We start from the raw sequence: 19,119 nt of genomic DNA, 5'->3' as shown, positions 1-19,119 counted from the left end.
CGTCCCCCATCCAGGCCCACCACGAGGACACCATGAGCACCGTCATCACCCACATCGCCGCGCTGGTCACCAACGACCCCTCCCTCGGTGACGGCTCCCCCCTCGGCCTGATCCAGGACGCGGCCGTCGTCGTCGACGGCGACCGCGTCGCCTGGGTCGGTGAGTCCGGCCAGGCACCCGCCGCCGACAACCGGGTCGACGCCGGCGGCCGGGCCGTCATCCCCGGCTTCGTCGACTCCCACTCCCATCTGGTCTTCGCGGGCGACCGCACCCAGGAGTTCAACGCCCGCATGTCCGGCCGCTCCTACAGCGCCGGCGGCATCCGCACCACGGTCGCCGCCACCCGCGCCGCGAGCGACGCCGAACTGGAGGCCAACCTCACCCGGTACCTCGACGAGGCCCTGCGCCAGGGCACCACGACCTTCGAGACCAAGTCCGGCTACGGCCTGACCGTCGAGGACGAGGCCCGCGCCCTGCGCATCGCCGCCGCCCACACCGACGAGGTCACCTACCTCGGCGCCCACATCGTCTCCCCGGACCACGCCGACGACCCGGCCGCCTACGTCGACCTGGTGACCGGCCCGATGCTGGACGCCTGCGCGCCGTACGCCCGCTGGATCGACGTCTTCTGCGAGAAGGGCGCCTTCGACGGCGACCAGGCCCGCGCGATCCTCACCGCCGGCAAGGCCAAGGGCCTGCACCCGCGCATCCACGCCAACCAGCTCTCCTACGGCCCCGGCGTGCAGCTCGCCGTGGAACTCGACGCGGCCAGCGCCGACCACTGCACCCACCTCACGGACGCCGACGTCGACGCGCTCGCGAACGGCTCCACGGTCGCCACCCTGCTGCCCGGCGCCGAGTTCTCCACCCGCGCCCAGTGGCCCGACGCCCGCCGCCTGCTCGACGCCGGCGTGACCGTCGCGCTGTCCACGGACTGCAACCCGGGCTCCTCCTTCACCTCCTCGGTGCCGTTCTGCGTCGCGCTCGCCGTGCGGGACATGGGCATGACCCCGGACGAGGCGGTCTGGTCCGCCACCGCGGGCGGCGCGGCGGCCCTGCGCCGCGAGGACATCGGCCGCCTCACCCCGGGTGCCTACGCCGACCTCGCCGTCCTCGACGCGCCCAGCCACGTCCACCTGGCCTACCGCCCGGGCGTGCCCCTGGTCGCGGAGGTCTGGCGCCGGGGCACGCGCGTGGCCTGAACGGCACCGGAGCGGCGAGCCCGGGCGGACGGATCGCGCTGCCCGGCGGGGTGCCTCAGCGGGCGCCCGCCCGCCACCGCTGCTCCGCGCCGCCGTCGAGCGGTTCCAGGGACAGGCCGTCGCCCCAGCCCGGGGTGACGGCCCGGCCCAGGTCGATCACCGGCCGGATCGCCCCCTCGCCGTCCACCACGAACCGCAGGTTGTCCCCGTTGCGCCCGTACAGCGAACGGCACTCCCAGATGCCCACGCCCCGGTCCACGTCCCCGCGGCTGTCCAGGCAGTAGTCGCCGTCGGCGTACGACTGCAGCGCGTTGCGGTCGGCGTCGTAGCGCCAGCGCTGGGTGGGGGAGGAGGTGCAGGGCGCGGTGACGACGTCCGTGCCGTTGTCGAAGGAGCCGTCGCGCACGTCCAGGCACAGCCCGGTGCGTACGTTCACGACCTGCGCGTACGTGCCGTCCGGCGGGTGCGGCGCCGGGGGCCGCGGGGTGGGCGTGGGCGTCGGCCGGGGTGCCGCCGTGGGGGTGCGGGTCGGCGTGGGGGAGGGCGGGGCCGAGCGGGACGGGGAGGGCGAGGCCGAGGTCGCGGACGGCGACGGGGAGGCCGGGACCGTCGTCGTGGCCGTCACCGTCACCGGCGGGGCGGCCGTCGGCGTGGTCACCGCGCTCGCCGGGTCCTGGCCGGGCTTCTCGGCGGGCCGGAGCAGCAGCACCAGCAGCGGCACCAGGGCCACGCCGAGTGCCGCCGAGGCGAGCGCGACGCGGCGGGCGGGCCGCCACCCCGGCACCCCGCCGAACACCACGCCGCCGCCGGCGGCCGCACGGGCGTCCCGCGTGCCCCCGTCCCCGGCGTCCACGGCCCCGGCGTCCACGGCCCCGGCGGGCCCGGCCGCCGCCCCGGCACCGGACGGCTCCACGTCCCGCGCGTACGCCGTGCCGCCGAACGGCAGCAGCCCCTCGGCCAGCGCCGCGCCGGGGGTGTCCCGCAGCGCGGTCTGCTCCTCGTACGCGGCCGTGCAGGAGCCGCACTGGGCCATGTGCAGCCGCAGGTCGGCGCTGTCGCGGGCGCCCTCGGGCCGCACCGACTCCTCGATCAGACGGCGGAAGTCGCCGCAGTCCGGGTCGGGCGAGGCGGCCAGGCGCTGGTGCAGACAGGTCTGGGCGAGCGTCTTCAGGGCGGGCCCGGTGCCGTAGGCGACGTCCGCGGGGCTCACGCCGATCAGCGCGGCGGTGCGCTCCGCCGGTTCGCGCTCCACCAGGCCGTACCAGATCAGGCCCTGGGTGCGCGGCGGCAGGGAACGGAAGGCGGCCAGCAGCGGCGGGGTCGGGCCGTGGGGGCCGGCGCTGCTCAGGACGAGCAGATAGCCGGGGTCCAGGCCGCCGGCGCGCTCGTCGCCGGACCAGGTGCCGGCGAGCCGGGCGGCGAGCAGCAGCAGGTGGTGCCGCCACGGTACGGCGGGTTCGGCGCCGCGCGCGGTCTCGCGGGCCGCGTGCGTGAACACCTCCGCCGCCAGCTGCCGAGCCGCGGCGTCACCGGCCGTGCACAGCCGCGCGTAGCGCAGGACGCGGTCCAGGTGGCGGTCGCGCAGCTCGCGCAGCGCCGGGTAGGCCGTGGCCGTCCCGGTGCGCAGCAGTTCCGTCAGACGGGCGTCGGACGCCTGCGCGTACCCCTCCGCATCGGCCCGAGCCATCGCCCGCCTCCTCGCACGCGTTCCCGACCTACCGACCGGTATTGGTGGGGCGACCGTAGTGCATGGCGGGCGCGCAGGGGACCCGGGGAAGCAAAGTTTCCCCGGGTAACCCTGCGAAGAATTCCCGGTGTTGCCCGGGCGGCCGGCCGCAGGCCGTCACTCCTCGACGGTCAGGCCCTTGCGCAGCCGGACCAGCGTCCGCGACAGCAGCCGCGAGACGTGCATCTGGGAGATGCCGAGCTCCTCGCCGATCTCCGACTGGGTCATGCCGGCGACGAAGCGCAGGGAGAGGATGCGCCGGTCGCGGGAGGGGAGTTCGGCGATCAGCGGCTTCAACGACTCGACGTACTCGATCCCTTCGAGCCCGTGGTCCTCGTAACCGATCCGGTCCGCCAGCGCGCCCTCGGCGTCGTCCTCCTCCGGCTGGGCGTCCAGCGAGGAGGCGGTGTACGCGTTGGACGCGGCCATGCCCTCGACGACTTCCTCGTTGGTCAGCCCCAGGCGCTCGGCCAGTTCCGCCACCGTCGGGGCGCGGTCCAGCTGCTGGGCCAGCTCGTCACCGGCCTTGGCCAGGTCGAGCCGCAGCTCCTGCAGCCGGCGCGGGACGCGCACGGACCAGGACGTGTCGCGGAAGAAGCGCTTGATCTCCCCGATGATGGTTGGCATGGCGAAGGTCGGGAACTCGACGCCGCGGGAGAGTTCGAAGCGGTCGATCGCCTTGATCAGGCCGATGGTGCCGACCTGGATGATGTCCTCCATCGGCTCGCTGCGGGAGCGGAAGCGGGAGGCGGCGAACTTGACGAGCGCGAGGTTGAGCTCGACGAGGGTGTTGCGCACGTACGAGTACTCGTACGTGCCTTCTTCGAGGGACTCCAGCCGCTCGAAGAGAGTCTTGGACAGGGCGCGCGCGTCGACGGCGCCCACCTCGTCGTAAGGGGGGATGTCCGGGAGTCCGGAAAGGATGTCGTCCGGAGGGGGTGTCGACGTCGTCGTCCGGGTATGCGAGGCGTCGAGCCGGGGTGACATGATGTCCTCCATCGTTCTCGGCATATGGCTGCCGAAGCCAGTACGTGCACTGCGGTGTGCGGCGCCTCCAAAGCCGGCCGTGTCGGTTACGTGTTCCTACTAGCCCTACCCGCTTCACCTGGGCGATCGCAAGTGCGTTTCGTTCGGGTATGTCCGTTTGTGTGCGGTTGTTCGGGTGTCGGGTCCCGTGGAGAAGGCGTAGTGTTCGAGGGCGTCAGTCAGCAGCCACGACCTCGGGAGTAACACGGCATGGACCGCGGGACGGTCGGCAGCGCACAGTCGGGCCGGCTTCTGGTGGAGGTGCGGGAGGAGGGCTCCAGCGTCGTCGTATCGGCGGCGGGGGAGCTGGACCACCACACCGCCGAACTGCTGCGCGAGCCCCTCGAGGACTGCCTCGAGAAGGGTTTCAGCAGGCTGGTGGTCGATTGCTCACGCCTGGAGTTCTGTGACTCCACGGGCCTCAACGTACTGCTCGGTGCCCGCCTGAAGGCGGAGGCCGCCGGCGGTGGGGTGCACCTCGCGGGGATGCAGCCCGTGGTGGCCCGGGTGTTCGAGATCACAGGCGCCGAGGCGGTCTTCACCGTGCACGACACGGTCGAGGACGCGCTGGCGGGAGACGGTGGCGGCGGCGGTCCCGGTCAGTCCGGGGACCAGGGCCCCACCGGCTGACGCGGCCCCCGTGTGTGCCCGCGCGCGGCAGCGCTCCGTCCGGTACGTGTACGACGCATCCGTCGTCCGGAACCGGGGGGTGTTCCGTGCGCCGGCTCGGGCAGGAGACATCCTGGACCTGTCGGCCCCCTCGGCGGCCCTGCCGTCGGGCGACGTAGTGAGTCGTGACCCAAGTCTTGAATCGTGAACTGGTGAATCGGTGAGGTGAAGCGCTGATGAGCACCACCCGGCCTTACTCGCCGGGCGACCGCGGCCCGGAGCCCAGCGGCGCTTCCGGGGCGTCGGCGGGCCGTCAGGTCCGCACGCTGAGCTTCGACGACCAAAGCGGCGTCGTCCCGCTCGCCCGCGACTTCGCCCGCCAGGCGCTGTACGCCTGGGGGTGGCTGCCGGCCGACTCCGCGGACCAGCGGGCCGCGGCCGAGGATGTGCTGCTCGTCGTCTCCGAGCTGGTCACCAACGCGTGCCTGCACGCCGAGGGGCCGGACCGCATGGAACTCACCTGCGACAACAAGGTGATCCGGGTCGAGGTCTCCGACCGCGGGACGGGCCAGCCGGCCCCACGGACACCGCACCGCGCCGGCCGCCCCGGCGGCCACGGCATGTTCATCGTGCAGCGCCTGTGCCTGGACTGGGGCGTGGTCCGCACGCCGGGAGTCTCAGGCAAAACCGTCTGGGCCGAACTGGGCGCCCCCGCGTAACGCGACCCCTAGGAAACCCCTCAGAACGGCGCCCTGAGACCCAACGGCGCTGCAACCCCCTCCAGGGGCGCCGAACTGACGCCCAAGCGAGCTGCACCCCCTCCAAGGGGCGCCAGCTGCTGGCCAAGGGATCTGCAACCCCCTCCAAGGGGCGCAAGCTGCCGCCCAAGCGAGTTGCAACCCCCTACAAGGTGTGAGCTGCCGCCCAAGGGATCTGCAACCCCCTGAGGGGCGCGGGGAACTGCGCGACCAGCCCCCACCCACCCGCAGACAAAACACACCCCGAGCCGCCCCCCACCCTCCACAAACACCAAGGGCCACCGCACCCCAACGGATGCGGCAGCCCCAGGTCAAACCTCCGGAGGAACCGTCAGCGGACGTCCCCCATCAGCGCCTTCACCTTGCGCCGGTACATGTACACCGCGAAGCCGGCCAGCGCCGCGAGAACCGCCTCGCCGAGCACCGCGCCCTTGCCGCTGAGGTCGACCCCGGCGACGGCCGGGTTGGACAGCAGCGAGGTGATGGAGTCACCCGCGGTGACCGCGAGGAACCACACGCCCATCATCTGGCTGGCGTACTTCGCCGGCGCCATCTTCGTGGTGACCGACAGGCCGACCGGCGAGATGCACAGCTCGCCCACGGTCTGGATCAGGTAGATCCCGACCAGCCACATCGGCGTGACCTTCGTGCCGTCGGACGCCATGCCCAGCGGCAGCAGGAAGAAGAAGAACGACACACCGATGAAGAACAGGGCCGCCGCGAACTTCGCGACCGTGCTGGGCTCCTTGCCCTTGCGGTTCAGCCACAGCCAGAACCAGGCCATGACCGGCGCCAGCGCCATGATGAACACCGGGTTCAGCGACTGGTACCAGGAGGACGGGAAGCTGAAGCCGAACAGCGAGTCCGCGGCCTTGGTCTCACCGAAGGCCTGGACCGTCGAGCCACCCTGGTCGTAGATCATCCAGAACGCGGCGGCGGCGACGAAGAACCAGATGTAACCGGTCATCTTCGACTGCTCGACCGTCGACAGCTCCTTGTCCCGCTTGATGCGCAGCAGCACACCCGCCGGGATGATCAGGCCGATGACCGTGAGCGGGATCATCGCCCAGTTCAGCGTGAAGTGGCCGGTGAAGCCGACGACGCCGTAGAAGACGGCCGCGATGGCCAGCCACATCAGGCCCTTGCGCAGCCAGGCCGCGCGCTCCTCGGCCGCGAGCGGCTTCGGGACGACGTTGCTCTCCGGGGAGAGGTTGCGGGTGCCGAGCAGGAAGGCGGCGAGACCGATGGCCATACCGACGGCGGCGAGGCCGAAGCCCAGGTGCCAGTTCACTTCCTGGCCGACCGTGCCGATGATCAGCGGCGCGAAGAAGGCACCCATGTTGATGCCCATGTAGAAGATCGTGAAGCCACCGTCACGGCGCGGGTCGTCCGGGCCGTCGTAGAGGTGGCCGACCATCGTGGAGATGTTGGCCTTGAGCAGACCGGAGCCGAGCGCCACGAGCGCGAGGCCCGCGAAGAACGGCGCCTGGCCGCCGGGCAGCGCCAGCACCAGGTGACCGGCCATGATCGTGCAGGCCGCGATGGCCACCGTCTTGCGGGGACCCCAGACGCGGTCGCCGAGCCAGCCGCCGGGCATGGCGAGCAGGTACACCATCGACAGGTAGACGGAGTAGATCGCCGTCGTCGTGGCCAGGTCCATGCCCAGGCCACCGCCCATGCTGCCCTTCTTGGCGTCGGGGCCGCCGGAGAGCAGGTAGACGACGAGCAGAGCCCTCATGCCGTAGAAGCTGAAACGCTCCCACATCTCGGTCATGAAGAGAGTGGCCAGTCCGCGGGGGTGGCCGAAGAAGGTCTTCCCGGAACCGGGGGTGCCCGGCTGGACCGAGGCCTTCGTCAGGCTGGACGCCATGGTCGTTCCTTGCTGGTCGGGACGCGCGGGATGGAGCGTTGCGCGCCCGGTGGGGGCAGGCCGGCACCGGCACGGTCGAATCCGCCCACCCCACGCCCACGGGGAGCCCGCTCCGGATCGCGGAGCGGAAGGACGGCGACCACCGGGATCCACGCCTCTACGCGCGTCGTCGCGCTGGAGGCCCGGCCACAGGTCATTCCTTTCGAGGCCGGTCGCGACCGGCCCGCACACAAAGAAGACCTTCAGCGTCTTATGCCGCCAAAGGTCCCCGCGGTGCTACAGGCGTTGATTCACCATACGGCAGGACACCGCCCGGTATGGAAGGACTTGAGACACGGATCACAGCAAGCGGCGGAACCGCAAGCCCCGTCTCGTCAGTCGATACCAGGATGGCATCCGCCTCCCACCAGCCCCGACGCGGGGTCCGGCCGCCGAGGCCCCGCGCGTGTCCGGCTTGTCCGTAGGTAAGAGCCGCCTGTGTCGATCTCACCTCGGGCGTTGCACCGGGCGGACTACCATCACCTCATGACCCGTGTACTGCTCGCCGAGGACGATGCGTCCATCTCGGAGCCGCTGGCCCGCGCACTGCGCCGGGAAGGGTACGAGGTCGAGGTGCGCGAGGACGGCCCCACCGCGCTCGACGCCGGAATGCAGGGCGGCGTCGATCTGGTCGTGCTGGACCTCGGGCTGCCCGGCATGGACGGCCTGGAGGTCGCGCGCAGACTGCGCGCCGACGGCCACACCGTGCCCATCCTGATCCTGACCGCGCGGGCCGACGAGGTCGACACGGTGGTCGGCCTCGACGCGGGCGCCGACGACTACGTCACCAAGCCGTTCCGGCTCGCCGAGCTGCTCGCCCGGGTCCGCGCCCTGCTGCGGCGCGGGGCCGCCGAGCCGCAGCAGCCGCCCGCCACGCACGGCGTGCGCATCGACGTCGAGTCCCACCGCGCCTGGATGGGCGACGAGGAGCTGCAGCTCACGGCGAAGGAGTTCGACCTGCTGCGGGTCCTGGTGCGCGACGCGGGCCGGGTCGTCACCCGCGACCAGCTGATGCGCGAGGTCTGGGACACCACCTGGTGGTCGTCCACCAAGACCCTCGACATGCACATCTCCTGGCTGCGCAAGAAGCTCGGCGACGACGCGGCGAACCCGCGCTACATCGCCACGGTGCGGGGCGTCGGCTTCCGCTTCGAGAAGAGCTGAGCGGAGCCCAGCCGCACCGGGCCCGTACGGGATAAGAGGACATGCGCCGCCGTCTCATTCAGTCCACCCTCGCCGTCGTGCTCGTGGTGATCGCCGTGTTCGGTGTGTCGCTGGTGATCGTCGAGACGCGGACCATCAGCAACACCGCGCAGGAGCGGGTGGACTCCGAGGCGCTGCGGCTGGCCAGCGTGGTGGACAGCCGGCTGCTGAGCGCGGGCGAGGTCTCGCCGAAGATCCTCCAGGGCCCCGGCATGCAGGACCGCTACGCCGTGGTGCGCATCCCGGGGCGGCCGCCCATCGAGGTCGGCACCAAGCCCGAGGGCGACGTCATCCGCTCCAAGGTGCACCGGGGCGAGGAGGGCGAGACCGTCGTCGTCGAGGAGCCCCGCTCCACGGTGACCCGGGAGGTCGGCCGCACGCTGCTGATCATCGGCCTGGTCGCGCTGCTCGCCGTGGTCGCCGCGGTGCTGCTGGCGATCCGGCAGGCCAACCGGCTCGCCTCCCCGCTCACGGACCTCGCCGAGACCGCCGAGCGGCTGGGCTCGGGCGACCCGCGCCCCCGGCACAAGCGGTACGGCGTCCCCGAGCTGGACCGGGTGGCCGACGTGCTGGACTCCTCCGCCGAGCGCATCGCCCGGATGCTCACCGCCGAGCGGCGGCTGGCCGCCGACGCCTCCCACCAGCTGCGCACACCGCTGACCGCGCTGTCGATGCGGCTGGAGGAGATCACCCTCACCGACGAGCTGGAGACGGTGAAGGAGGAGGCGAACGTCGCGCTGACCCAGGTCGAGCGGCTCACCGACGTCGTCGAGCGGCTGCTGACCAATTCCCGCGACCCGCGGACCGGCTCCGCCGTCACCTTCGACCTCGACGAGGTCATCCAGCAGCAGCTCGCCGAGTGGCGCCCCGCCTACCGCAGCGCCGGCCGCGCGATCGTCAGCTCGGGCAAGCGGCACCTGCAGGCCGTGGGCACGCCGGGCGCGGTGGCGCAGGTGCTGGCGGCGCTGATCGAGAACTCGCTGATGCACGGTGGCGGCACGGTCGCCCTGCGCACGCGCGTGACCGGCAACCAGGCGGTGATCGAGGTGACGGACGAGGGCCCGGGTGTCCCCTCCGAGCTGGGCGCCCGCATCTTCGAGCGCACGATCAGCGGCCGCAACTCCACCGGGATCGGCCTGGCCGTCGCCCGCGACCTCGCCGAGGCCGACGGCGGCCGGCTGGAGATGCTGCAGGCGTCCCCGCCGGTCTTCGGCCTGTTCCTGTCCCGCAGCCAGCCCGCGAAGAAGCCGGCACCGGAGGAGGAGCCGACGGTCCGCTGAGCGGCAGCCGCCGGACTCGCTGCGTGGCAGTCGCCGGACTCGCTGCGTGGCAGTCGCCGGACTCGCTGAGCGGCAGTCGCCGGACTAGCTGAGCGGCAGTCACGGGAATCACTGAGCGGCAGTCGTCCGACCCGCTGAGCGGCAGGCCTCAGATCCGCTGGTGCAGGCGTCAGACCCGCTGGTGAGGCCGCGGCTCCGGGGTGGACGGCGGCGGTGTGGTGCCCGGGGACTCCGCGAGCCCCCCGGCCTCCAGCGCGTCGGCCTCCAGTGTCGCGGCATCCAGGGCCCCGCCGTCCCCGGCCGGCTCACGCACCGGCGCCGGAAGCGCGCGGAAGACCCAGGTCCGGTAGGACCAGAAGCGGAACAGGGTCGCGACGCCGATGCCGAGGAACTTGAAGACGTTGCTCTGCAGGGGGGTGTCCCAGCCGAAGCCGTAGGTCGCGACGTACAGCACGCCGTTCTCGATCACCATGCCGACCAGGCTGAACAGCAGGAAGAGGGTCAGCTCCCGGGTCCGGCCGCTCTTGTCGCGGTCGCGGTAGGTGAAGTACCGGAAGCCGACGTAGTTGAAGACGATCGAGACGATCGTCGCGATGACGCTGGCCCGTACGACCTGCAGGTCGGTCACATGCCGTACGAGGTTGAACACGCCCAGGTTGACGAGCACGCCCGCGCCGCCCACGGCGCCGAATTTGGCGATCTCGCGGACGATCCGTCGCACCCCGGAGGTACCACGTCCCATGGTCGAGCAGGCCCCCGTCAAGTCGCGGTGTCGTCGACGTGGTTTCGTCAACCCAGCCATGCTAACCACCCCGCTCGGCGGATGCCCGGCGAGTGCCCGGGCGGGGTGTGTGAGGTACGCCGTACCCCGTGGGACACCTGGTGCGTAGGGGACCGAGAGGCGCTGGGATCCGGCCACTGCGGCGTGGCCGATACCCTAGGGGCGTGACGTTCCCGGTAGTCGGCATGGTCGGCGGGGGCCAGCTCGCTCGTATGACACACGAGGCGGGCATCCCGCTGGGCATCAGGTTCAAGCTTCTCAGTGACACCCCTCAGGATTCCGCGGCGCAGGTCGTGAGCGATGTCGTCATCGGCGACTACCGCGATCTCGACACGCTGCGCGAGTTCGCGCGCGGGTGCGATGTGATCACTTTCGATCACGAACACGTACCGACCGAGCACCTCAGGGCGCTGGAGGCGGACGGCATCCCCGTGCGCCCCGGCCCCGACGCGCTCGTTCACGCCCAGGACAAGGGGGTGATGCGCGCCAGGCTCGACGCACTCGGCATCCCCTGCCCACGGCACAGGATCGTCAGCGATCCGCAGGACGTGGCGGCCTTCGCGGCGGAGGGAGACGGGTTCCCCGTCGTCCTGAAGACCGTCCGCGGTGGCTACGACGGCAAGGGCGTGTGGGTCGTCGACAGCGTCGAGGAGGCCGAGGACCCCTTCAAGGCGGGCGTCCCGGTCCTCGCCGAGGAGAAGGTCGACTACGTCCGTGAGCTGGCCGCCAACGTCGTGCGCTCCCCGCACGGCCAGGCCGTCGCCTACCCGGTGGTCGAGTCGCAGCAGGTCAACGGCGTGTGCGACACCGTCATAGCCCCGGCGCCCGACCTCGACGAGGGGCTGGCGCTGCAGGCCGAGGAGATGGCGCTGACCATCGCCAAGGAGCTGGGCGTCGTCGGCCACCTCGCCGTCGAGCTGTTCCAGACCCGCGACGGCCGCATCCTCGTCAACGAGCTCGCGATGCGCCCGCACAACTCCGGCCACTGGTCCATGGACGGCGCGATCACCTCGCAGTTCGCCAACCACGTCCGCGCGGTCCTGGACCTGCCGCTGGGCGACCCGCGCCCGCGCGCGAAGTGGACCGTGATGGTCAACGTCCTCGGCGGCGACTTCCCGGACATGTACTCGGCGTACCTGCACTGCATGGCCCGCGACCCGCAGCTGAAGATCCACATGTACGGCAAGGACGTGAAGCCCGGCCGCAAGGTCGGTCACGTGAACACCTACGGCGACGACCTGGACGACGTGCTGGAGCGCGCCCGTCACGCTGCCGGCTACCTGAGAGGCACCATCACCGAATGAGCCCTGTTGTTGGCATCGTCATGGGGTCGGACAGCGACTGGCCCGTCATGGAGGCCGCCGCGAAGGCCCTCGACGAGTTCGAGATCGCCTACGAGGTCGACGTCGTCTCCGCGCACCGCATGCCCCGCGAGATGATCGCGTACGGCGAGCAGGCCGCCGAGCGCGGCCTGAAGGTGATCATCGCCGGGGCGGGCGGCGCCGCCCACCTGCCCGGCATGCTCGCCTCGGTGACGCCGCTGCCGGTCATCGGCGTCCCCGTGCCGCTGAAGTACCTCGACGGCATGGACTCGCTGCTGTCGATCGTGCAGATGCCGGCCGGGGTGCCGGTCGCCACGGTCTCCGTCGGCGGTGCCCGCAACGCCGGTCTGCTCGCCGCCCGCATCCTCGCCGCCCACGACGAGGAGCTGCTCGGCCGGATGCGCGACTTCCAGCAGGACCTCAACGACCAGGCCACCGAGAAGGGCAAGCGGCTGCGGTCCAAGGTCGAGGGAAACAACGGCTTCGGCTTCGGGAAGTGACGCGATGACCTCCCTGGAGGCAGCCCGGGAACTCCTCGCGGAGTTCCCGGTCGTCGACGGCCACAACGACCTGCCGTGGGCGCTGCGCGAGCAGGTCCGCTACGACCTCGCCGCGCGCGACATCACCGCCGACCAGTCCGCGCACCTGCACACCGACCTGCCCCGGCTGCGGGCGGGCGGGGTCGGCGCGCAGTACTGGTCCGTGTACGTCCGCTCCGACCTGCCGGACGCGGTGCCGGCGACGCTGGAGCAGATCGACTGCGTACGGCAGCTGGTCGACCGGCACCCCGGGGAGCTGCGTCTCGCCCTGACCGCCGCCGACCTTCAGGCGGCGCGCGGTGAGGGCCGGATCGCCTCGCTGATGGGCGCCGAGGGCGGTCACTCCATCGCCAACTCGCTCGGCACCCTGCGCGGGCTGTACGCGCTCGGCGTGCGGTACATGACGCTCACCCACAACGACAACGTGGACTGGGCGGACTCCGCGACCGACGAGCCGCGGGCGGGCGGGCTGACCGCCTTCGGCCGCGAGGTGGTGCGGGAGATGAACCGCCTCGGCATGCTCGTCGACCTCTCCCACGTGGCGGCGACGACCATGCGGGACGCGCTGGACGCCACCGAGGCGCCGGTGATCTTCTCGCACTCCTCCTCCCGGGCGGTGTGCGACCACCCGCGCAACATCCCCGACGACGTGCTGGAGCGGCTGCCCGCCAACGGCGGCGTGGCGATGGTGACGTTCGTCCCGAAGTTCGTGCTCCAGGCCGCCGTGGACTGGACGGCCGCGGCCGACGAGAACATGCGCGCGCACGGGCTGCACCACCTGGACACCAGCCCCGAGGCGATGAAGGTGCACCGCGCCTTCGAGGAGCGCCACCCGCGTCCGGTCGCCACGGTCGCCACCGTCGCCGACCACCTGGACCACATGCGCGAGGTCGCCGGCGTCGACCATCTCGGCATCGGCGGCGACTACGACGGCACGGCGTTCACGCCCGACGGCCTCAGCGACGTCTCCGGCTACCCGAACCTGATCGCCGAGCTGCTGGACCGCGGCTGGTCCAAGGCGGACCTGGCCAAGCTGACCTGGCAGAACGCGGTCCGTGTCCTGGACGCGGCGGAGTCCGTCGCCCGCGACCTGCGCGCGACCCGCGCCCCGTCCCACGCGACGATCGAGTCCCTGGACGGCTGACCGCGCCCGCCCGCGGCACCCGCGCCCCGAGCGGGCGCGGGCGCCGCGGGCGGTGTGCCGCGCCCCGTCCCCGGGAGCGCCCGGGCGGTGTACCCCCGAACGCCCCGTCCACCAGGAAGCGTCTCCCGCTCCGTGCGACCGTGAACCGTACTGCCGTTCCGCCGCCGATCACGACGTACGGAGACCGTCATGGCCGACCTCCAGGACGAACTGCACGACACCAGCGAGATCGGCGACCTGCCCGTCGACCACCCTGTCCGACAGTCCGCCGAGGACCCGTTCCCGAAGGCGTACGCCGCCGCCCTGGACGCCGTGGACCGGGTGCGCGCGCTGCTCGCGGAGCATCCCGTCGCCGACGGCTACAGCGCGCTGCCGTGGGCGCTGCGCAAGCTTCCCTGGTACGACCTGGAACTCGGGGAGAGCTCGGTCGACACGGACGTGCCCCGGCTGCGCGAGGGCCATGTCGCCGCCCTGTTCTGGTCCCTGCACCCGCCGGTGGAGCCGCGCCCCGGCCGGGCGCTGGGCACCGTCCTGGAACAGCTCGACCTGATCCGCCATGTCATCCGCGGCCACCCCGAGGGCCTGCGCCTGGCCCGCACCGCCGGGCAGGTCATCGACGCCCGCAACTGCGGCCGCGTCGCCGTGATCCCCGGCCCGGCCCCCGCCGCCGCGCTCGACGACTCGCTCGGCATCCTGCGCGTGCTGCACTCGCTCGGCGTACGCGTCGTCACGCTCGCCGGGACCAGCTGGGCCAGCGAGGCGGGCCTGAGCCGCTTCGGGGAGGAGGTCGTGCGCGAGATGAACCGGCTCGGAGTGCTCGCCGACCTCTCCGGCGCCTCCGACGCCACCATCGGGCGCGCCCTCACGCTGTCCCGCACCCCGGTGCTGTGCAGCCGCTCCGGTGCCCGCGCCCTGTGCCCGCACCCCGACAACCTGCCCGACGACCTGCTCGCCGCGCTGGGCGCGGCCAAGGGCCTGTGCATGGTGCCGCTGGCCGCCGACCGCACCGGCCCGGCGCTCAAGGACGTCGCCGACCACCTCGACCATGTGCGGACCGTCGCCGGCCCCGAGTGCGTCGGCCTGGCCGGCACCTACGACTCCGGCGCCGACCACCCGCAGGACCTCGCCGACACCTCCTGCTACCCGCGGCTGATCGCCGAGCTGCTCCGCCGCGGCTGGCCGGAGGCCGACCTCGCCCTGCTGACCTGGGGCAACGTTCAGCGGGTGCTGCGCAGCGCGGACTTCGCGGCCCGCGCCGCACAGGAACGCCGGGAGGCCTCGGCGGCGACCATCGAGGACCTGGACGGGTGACGTCCCGGCCGCCGTGGCCTGCCCCCGGGGACCGTCAGTGCTCGATCCGGCACAGGCAGAACGGGTGCCCGGCCGGGTCGGCGTAGACCCGGAAGTCGTCGTCCGGGGACTGCTCCCGCTGCAGCACCCGCGCGCCCAGACCCAGGACCCGCTTCTCCACCTGGTCGATCTCCTCCCAGGTGGACCCGGCGTCCAGGTCGAGGTGGAACTGCTGCGCGTTGCGGTCGGACCGCGGCCACTCCGGCGGGGTGTGCCCCTCCGACCGCTGGAACACCAGCCGGGGGCCGTCGCCCATCGGCAGGACGACCCAGTCGGGGTCCTGGTCGTCGGGCCGGCCGCCGATGATCTCGGCGTAGAAGCGGGCGAGCGCGCGGGGGTCGGGGCAGTCGACGACGACGGAACGCAAGCGGGCCACGCGGGGCATGGGACCTCCCTGGTCAGCGAAGTGTCAGCAGGCGCACAGGCAGAACGGGTGCCCGGCGGGGTCGGCGTAAACCCGGAAGGTGCGCGAGCGGTCCTCGGTCTCCAGCGGCCGCGCGCCCAGCTCCAGCACGGCCTTCTCCGCCGCGTCCAGGTCGGGCACGTTCAGGTCCAGGTGGAACTGCTGCGAGCGGTCGGCGGACGGCCAGGCCGGTGGGACGAACCCGGGCGCGGCCTGGAAGGCCAGCTGCTGCCCGCCCGGCAGCTTCAGGTCCACCCACTCGCCCTGGTCCTCGACGCTGCCGCCCAGCACGGCGGCGTAGAAGCCGGCCAGGGCGCGCGGGTCGGGACAGTCCAGTACGACGACTCCGAGTTCGGCGACGGCCATGACGTCCTCCTCGACGTATCGGGTGGTGTTGCCGTGGCGCACGGGTAACCGGCGGGGTTACCGTCAAACCTCGGCAACCGGTAACGGTTACTGCATGCTGCCGCATAGGCGGTAACGTCGCAAGCATGAGTGAGAGACCGACCGCGCCGGGCGGACTCGCCCTCGTGGAGTCCCTGGTCAACACCCTCGACATCGAGTCGGGTCGCGACACGCTGGACGCGGCCGAGGGCCGGGCGCGCTTCGGGATCACCGAGGACGACCTGCCCCGGGCGCGCGAACTGCGCGAATCGTTGCGCGCCGCGCTCCTCGCGCACGCCGGGCACCCGCCGCACCGCGCGGTCACCCCGCTCGGCGAGCTGCTCGCCGTCGCCCCGCTGCTCGTCGCCGTCGACCCGGACGACGGCTCCGCCCGCCTCGCCCCCGCCGACAGCGGGCCGCTGCTCTCCCGGATCGCCGCCGCCGTCGCCGAGGCGCTGGTCGCGGGCACCTGGACCCGGCTGAAGGCGTGCGAGGCCGACACCTGCCACTGGGCGTACTACGACCGCAGCCCGGCCGGGCGGGGCCGCTGGTGCTCGATGCAGGTGTGCGGGGCGCGCGCGAAGATGCGGCGCTACCGGGCGAAGGAGGCGTGAGCGGGCGGCACGGTGGTGCAGAATGCGACAAGACGCCGGTTCGGCCGACTGAGCCTCGGCCGAACCGGCGTCCTTCGTCCGTCCGTGAGCAAACCGTGCGAGGAAGACCGTGCCGCTACGCGGTGGGGCGGCCCATCGCCCGGTACGTCCACCCCGCCCGGCGCCACAGCTCCGGGTCGAGGGCGTTGCGCCCGTCCAGGATCACCCGGGCCGCCGCGACCGCGCCGAGCTCGGCCGGGTCCAGCTCCCGGAACTCCTTCCACTCCGTGAGGTGCAGCACGACGTCCGCGCCGCGCACCGCCTCCAGCGCGGAGCCGGCGTACCCCAGGGTCGGGAAGATGCGGCGGGCGTTGTCCATGCCCTTCGGGTCGTAGACGGTGACCTGGCCGCCCTGCAGGTGGATCTGCCCGGCGACGTTCAGCGCGGGGGAGTCGCGCACGTCGTCGGAGTCGGGCTTGAACGTCGCGCCGAGCACCGCGACCCGCTTGCCGAGGAACGGCCCGCCGCCCAGGGCCTGCCGGGCCAGCTCGACCATCTGCCCGCGCTGGCGCATGTTGATCGAGTCGATCTCGCGCAGGAACGTCAGCGCCTGGTCGGCGCCCAGCTCGCCGGCGCGCGCCATGAACGCCCGGATGTCCTTGGGCAGGCAGCCGCCGCCGAAGCCGATGCCGGCCCGCAGGAACTTCCGCCCGATCCGGTCGTCGTAGCCGATCGCCTCGGCGAGCCGGGCCACGTCGCCGCCGGCGGCCTCGCACACCTCGGCCATGGCGTTGATGAAGGAGATCTTGGTGGCGAGGAAGGAGTTCGCGGCGGTCTTCACCAGCTCGGCGGTCGGGAAGTCCGTGACGACGAAGGGGGAGCCCTCGGCGATGGGCGTGGCGTACACCTCGCGCAGCAGCTTCTCGGCGCGCTCGCCGCGTACGCCGACCACGATCCGGTCGGGGTGCAGTGTGTCCTCGACGGCGAAGCCCTCGCGCAGGAACTCCGGGTTCCAGGCGAGCTCGGCGTCCCCGCCGGCCGGCGCGTGCTCGGCCAGGTAGGTCGCCAGGCGGTCGGCGGAGCCCACGGGCACGGTCGACTTGCCGACGACCAGGGCGGGGCCGCGCAGGTGCGGGGCGAGCGAGGCGATCGCGGAGTCGACGTAGCTCATGTCGCAGGCGTACTCGCCGTGCCGCTGCGGGGTGTTCACGCACAGGAAGTGCACGTCGCCGAAGGCGCCGAGCTCGGCCCAGTCCTGGGTGAAGCGCAGCCGGCCGCTGGAGCCCTCGATGCCGGCCACGTGCTTGCGCAGCAGGTCCTGAAGCCCCGGCTCGTACATCGGGACCTCACCGCGCCGGAGCTTTTCGATCTTCTCCGGGACGACGTCGAGGCCGAGCACCTCGAAGCCCAGTTCCGCCATGGCCGCCGCGTGCGTGGCGCCGAGATAACCGGTGCCGATCACGGTGATCTTGAGGGCCATGCGTGCTCCCGGGTCGAGGTCGTTCGGTGCGCGTGCCGAGCATAGCCGGGGCGCGGTGGTGGCCCTCACCGGGCAGTTTTTTCCTTTGTCGCCCAGGTCACGTTCCCGTGGCGCGGGCGGCGCTCTAAAATTTGAGTTACTTAACGGTAATTAGCGTGGGTATCGCGTCAGTATCACAGCGTCTTTGGAGCGTGAGAGACCTTGGCCGGATCGGCTGACTTCGACCTGTACCGCCCGTCCGAGGAGCACGACATGCTCCGCGACGCCGTCCGTGCGCTGGCCGAGGCGAAGATCGCGCCGTACGCCGCCGCGGTGGACGAGGAGGCCCGCTTCCCGCAGGAGGCGCTGGACGCCCTTGTCGCCAACGACCTGCACGCGGTGCACGTGCCCGAGGAGTACGGCGGCGCGGGCGCGGACGCGCTCGCCACGGTGATCGTGATCGAGGAGGTGGCCCGCGTCTGCGTGTCCTCCTCCCTGATCCCGGCGGTGAACAAACTGGGCTCCCTGCCGGTGATCCTCTCCGGCTCCGAGGAGCTGAAGAAGAAGTACATGACCCCGCTCGCCAAGGGCGACGGCATGTTCTCGTACTGCCTGTCCGAGCCGGAGGCGGGCTCGGACGCGGCCGGCATGAAGACGCGCGCGGTCCGCGACGGCGACCACTGGGTGCTCAACGGTGTGAAGCGGTGGATCACCAACGCCGGCGTGTCCGAGTACTACACGGTGATGGCCGTCACCGACCCCTCCAAGCGCTCGAAGGGCATCTCCGCGTTCGTCGTGGAGAAGGGCGACGAGGGCGTCTCCTTCGGCGCGCCGGAGAAGAAGCTCGGCATCAAGGGCTCGCCGACCCGCGAGGTCTACTTCGACAACGTCCGCATCCCCGCCGACCGCATGATCGGCGAGGAGGGCACGGGCTTCATGACGGCCATGAAGACCCTCGACCACACCCGCATCACCATCGCCGCGCAGGCGCTCGGCTGCGCCCAGGGCGCCCTCGACTACGCCAAGGGCTACGTCCAGGAGCGCAAGCAGTTCGGCAAGCCGATCGCCGACTTCCAGGGCATCCAGTTCATGCTCGCCGACATGTCCATGAAGATCTCGGCGGCGCGTGCGCTGACCTACCAGGCCGCCGCCGCCTCCGAGCGCGGCGACGCCGACCTGACCTACCTGGGCGCCGCGGCCAAGTGCTTCGCCTCCGACGTCGCCATGGAGGTCACCACCGACGCCGTCCAGCTCCTCGGCGGCTACGGCTACACCCGCGACTACCCGGTCGAGCGCATGATGCGCGACGCCAAGATCACCCAGATTTATGAGGGCACGAACCAAGTGCAGCGGATCGTCATGGCCCGCAACCTCCCATAACTCCGCAGTACCACACGCCACGGCCCGGCCCCCGGAACCCCGGGAGCCGGG

At 72.1% G+C, this 19,119-nt stretch carries 18 protein-coding genes; 11 read left to right on the top strand and 7 right to left on the bottom strand.

Features of this window, described 5'->3' with window-relative positions; all coding sequences use genetic code 11:
- The first annotated feature begins 32 nt into the window (after positions 1 to 32).
- A complete protein-coding gene (gene hutI / locus ACF1AL_RS28035; protein WP_391827974.1) occupies positions 33 to 1,202 on the top strand; it encodes an imidazolonepropionase in 1,170 nt (389 codons plus the stop codon).
- Between the two features lie 55 nt (positions 1,203 to 1,257).
- On the opposite strand, the gene ACF1AL_RS28030 is transcribed toward hutI, so the two are convergent.
- Together ACF1AL_RS28030 and ACF1AL_RS28025 are read right to left on the bottom strand one after the other, a co-directional pair.
- A complete protein-coding gene (locus ACF1AL_RS28030) occupies positions 1,258 to 2,889 on the bottom strand; it encodes a ricin-type beta-trefoil lectin domain protein (protein WP_391827972.1) in 1,632 nt (543 codons plus the stop codon).
- Positions 2,890 to 3,045: 156 nt separating this feature from the next.
- Positions 3,046 to 3,927 (bottom strand): RNA polymerase sigma factor SigF, encoded by an 882-nt coding sequence (locus tag ACF1AL_RS28025; protein ID WP_366835719.1) that lies wholly within the window; start codon positions 3,925 to 3,927, stop codon positions 3,046 to 3,048.
- 237 nt (positions 3,928 to 4,164) lie between these two features.
- On the opposite strand from ACF1AL_RS28025, the gene ACF1AL_RS28020 reads away from it, so the two are divergent.
- Together ACF1AL_RS28020 and ACF1AL_RS28015 are read left to right on the top strand one after the other, a co-directional pair.
- Complete coding sequence (locus tag ACF1AL_RS28020; RefSeq protein ID WP_366835720.1) at positions 4,165 to 4,584, top strand: STAS domain-containing protein; 420 nt, start codon at positions 4,165 to 4,167, stop codon at positions 4,582 to 4,584.
- Positions 4,585 to 4,799: 215 nt separating this feature from the next.
- A complete protein-coding gene (locus ACF1AL_RS28015) occupies positions 4,800 to 5,282 on the top strand; it encodes an ATP-binding protein (protein WP_366835721.1) in 483 nt (160 codons plus the stop codon).
- A 370-nt stretch (positions 5,283 to 5,652) separates the two neighbouring features.
- Here the strand turns inward: ACF1AL_RS28015 and ACF1AL_RS28010 are convergent, their stop codons facing one another.
- Positions 5,653 to 7,191 carry an oligopeptide:H+ symporter gene (locus ACF1AL_RS28010; RefSeq protein WP_366835722.1) on the bottom strand — a complete coding sequence of 513 codons (1,539 nt, stop codon included), beginning with the start codon at positions 7,189 to 7,191 and terminating at the stop codon, positions 5,653 to 5,655.
- A gap of 525 nt (positions 7,192 to 7,716) precedes the next feature.
- On the opposite strand from ACF1AL_RS28010, the gene ACF1AL_RS28005 reads away from it, so the two are divergent.
- On the top strand, positions 7,717 to 8,394 hold the full coding sequence (locus ACF1AL_RS28005; protein ID WP_020940464.1) for a response regulator transcription factor: 678 nt from the start codon (positions 7,717 to 7,719) through the stop codon (positions 8,392 to 8,394).
- 41 nt (positions 8,395 to 8,435) lie between these two features.
- Positions 8,436 to 9,713 (top strand): ATP-binding protein, encoded by a 1,278-nt coding sequence (locus ACF1AL_RS28000; protein WP_384212845.1) that lies wholly within the window; start codon positions 8,436 to 8,438, stop codon positions 9,711 to 9,713.
- Between the two features lie 169 nt (positions 9,714 to 9,882).
- On the opposite strand, the gene ACF1AL_RS27995 is transcribed toward ACF1AL_RS28000, so the two are convergent.
- Complete coding sequence (locus tag ACF1AL_RS27995) at positions 9,883 to 10,455, bottom strand: GtrA family protein (RefSeq protein ID WP_391704663.1); 573 nt, start codon at positions 10,453 to 10,455, stop codon at positions 9,883 to 9,885.
- Positions 10,456 to 10,658: 203 nt separating this feature from the next.
- Here ACF1AL_RS27995 and ACF1AL_RS27990 point away from each other — a divergent pair, with 203 nt between their 5' ends.
- The 4 genes from ACF1AL_RS27990 to ACF1AL_RS27975 all read left to right on the top strand — a co-directional run bounded on the left by ACF1AL_RS27990 (position 10,659) and on the right by ACF1AL_RS27975 (position 14,810).
- Entirely contained in the window at positions 10,659 to 11,798 is a 1,140-nt protein-coding gene (locus ACF1AL_RS27990) for a 5-(carboxyamino)imidazole ribonucleotide synthase (protein ID WP_391704660.1), read from the top strand.
- 20 nt (positions 11,799 to 11,818) lie between these two features.
- Complete coding sequence (purE, locus tag ACF1AL_RS27985; protein WP_366835776.1) at positions 11,819 to 12,316, top strand: 5-(carboxyamino)imidazole ribonucleotide mutase; 498 nt, start codon at positions 11,819 to 11,821, stop codon at positions 12,314 to 12,316.
- 4 nt (positions 12,317 to 12,320) lie between these two features.
- A complete protein-coding gene (locus ACF1AL_RS27980; RefSeq protein ID WP_391827970.1) occupies positions 12,321 to 13,499 on the top strand; it encodes a dipeptidase in 1,179 nt (392 codons plus the stop codon).
- A gap of 189 nt (positions 13,500 to 13,688) precedes the next feature.
- Entirely contained in the window at positions 13,689 to 14,810 is a 1,122-nt protein-coding gene (locus tag ACF1AL_RS27975) for a dipeptidase (protein ID WP_384212853.1), read from the top strand.
- A gap of 34 nt (positions 14,811 to 14,844) precedes the next feature.
- On the opposite strand, the gene ACF1AL_RS27970 is transcribed toward ACF1AL_RS27975, so the two are convergent.
- A complete protein-coding gene (locus tag ACF1AL_RS27970) occupies positions 14,845 to 15,234 on the bottom strand; it encodes a VOC family protein (protein ID WP_384212855.1) in 390 nt (129 codons plus the stop codon).
- 24 nt (positions 15,235 to 15,258) lie between these two features.
- Positions 15,259 to 15,618, bottom strand: coding sequence for a VOC family protein (locus tag ACF1AL_RS27965; RefSeq protein ID WP_386417054.1), 360 nt, complete (start codon positions 15,616 to 15,618; stop codon positions 15,259 to 15,261).
- 125 nt (positions 15,619 to 15,743) lie between these two features.
- On the opposite strand from ACF1AL_RS27965, the gene ACF1AL_RS27960 reads away from it, so the two are divergent.
- Positions 15,744 to 16,250, top strand: coding sequence for a CGNR zinc finger domain-containing protein (locus ACF1AL_RS27960; protein ID WP_391827968.1), 507 nt, complete (start codon positions 15,744 to 15,746; stop codon positions 16,248 to 16,250).
- A 115-nt stretch (positions 16,251 to 16,365) separates the two neighbouring features.
- Here ACF1AL_RS27960 and ACF1AL_RS27955 read toward each other — a convergent pair whose 3' ends face one another.
- A complete protein-coding gene (locus ACF1AL_RS27955; protein WP_391827966.1) occupies positions 16,366 to 17,709 on the bottom strand; it encodes a UDP-glucose dehydrogenase family protein in 1,344 nt (447 codons plus the stop codon).
- A gap of 201 nt (positions 17,710 to 17,910) precedes the next feature.
- Between ACF1AL_RS27955 and ACF1AL_RS27950 the strand changes: the two genes are divergently transcribed.
- Positions 17,911 to 19,068 (top strand): acyl-CoA dehydrogenase, encoded by a 1,158-nt coding sequence (locus ACF1AL_RS27950; RefSeq protein ID WP_391660835.1) that lies wholly within the window; start codon positions 17,911 to 17,913, stop codon positions 19,066 to 19,068.
- Positions 19,069 to 19,119: the final 51 nt, after the last annotated feature.

It is taken from the genome of Streptomyces sp. NPDC014801 (genome assembly GCF_043082085.1).
Taxonomy (GTDB): domain Bacteria; phylum Actinomycetota; class Actinomycetes; order Streptomycetales; family Streptomycetaceae; genus Streptomyces.
Note: the sequence above shows the minus strand (reverse complement) of the source record. Positions and strands in the feature narration are given on the sequence as shown.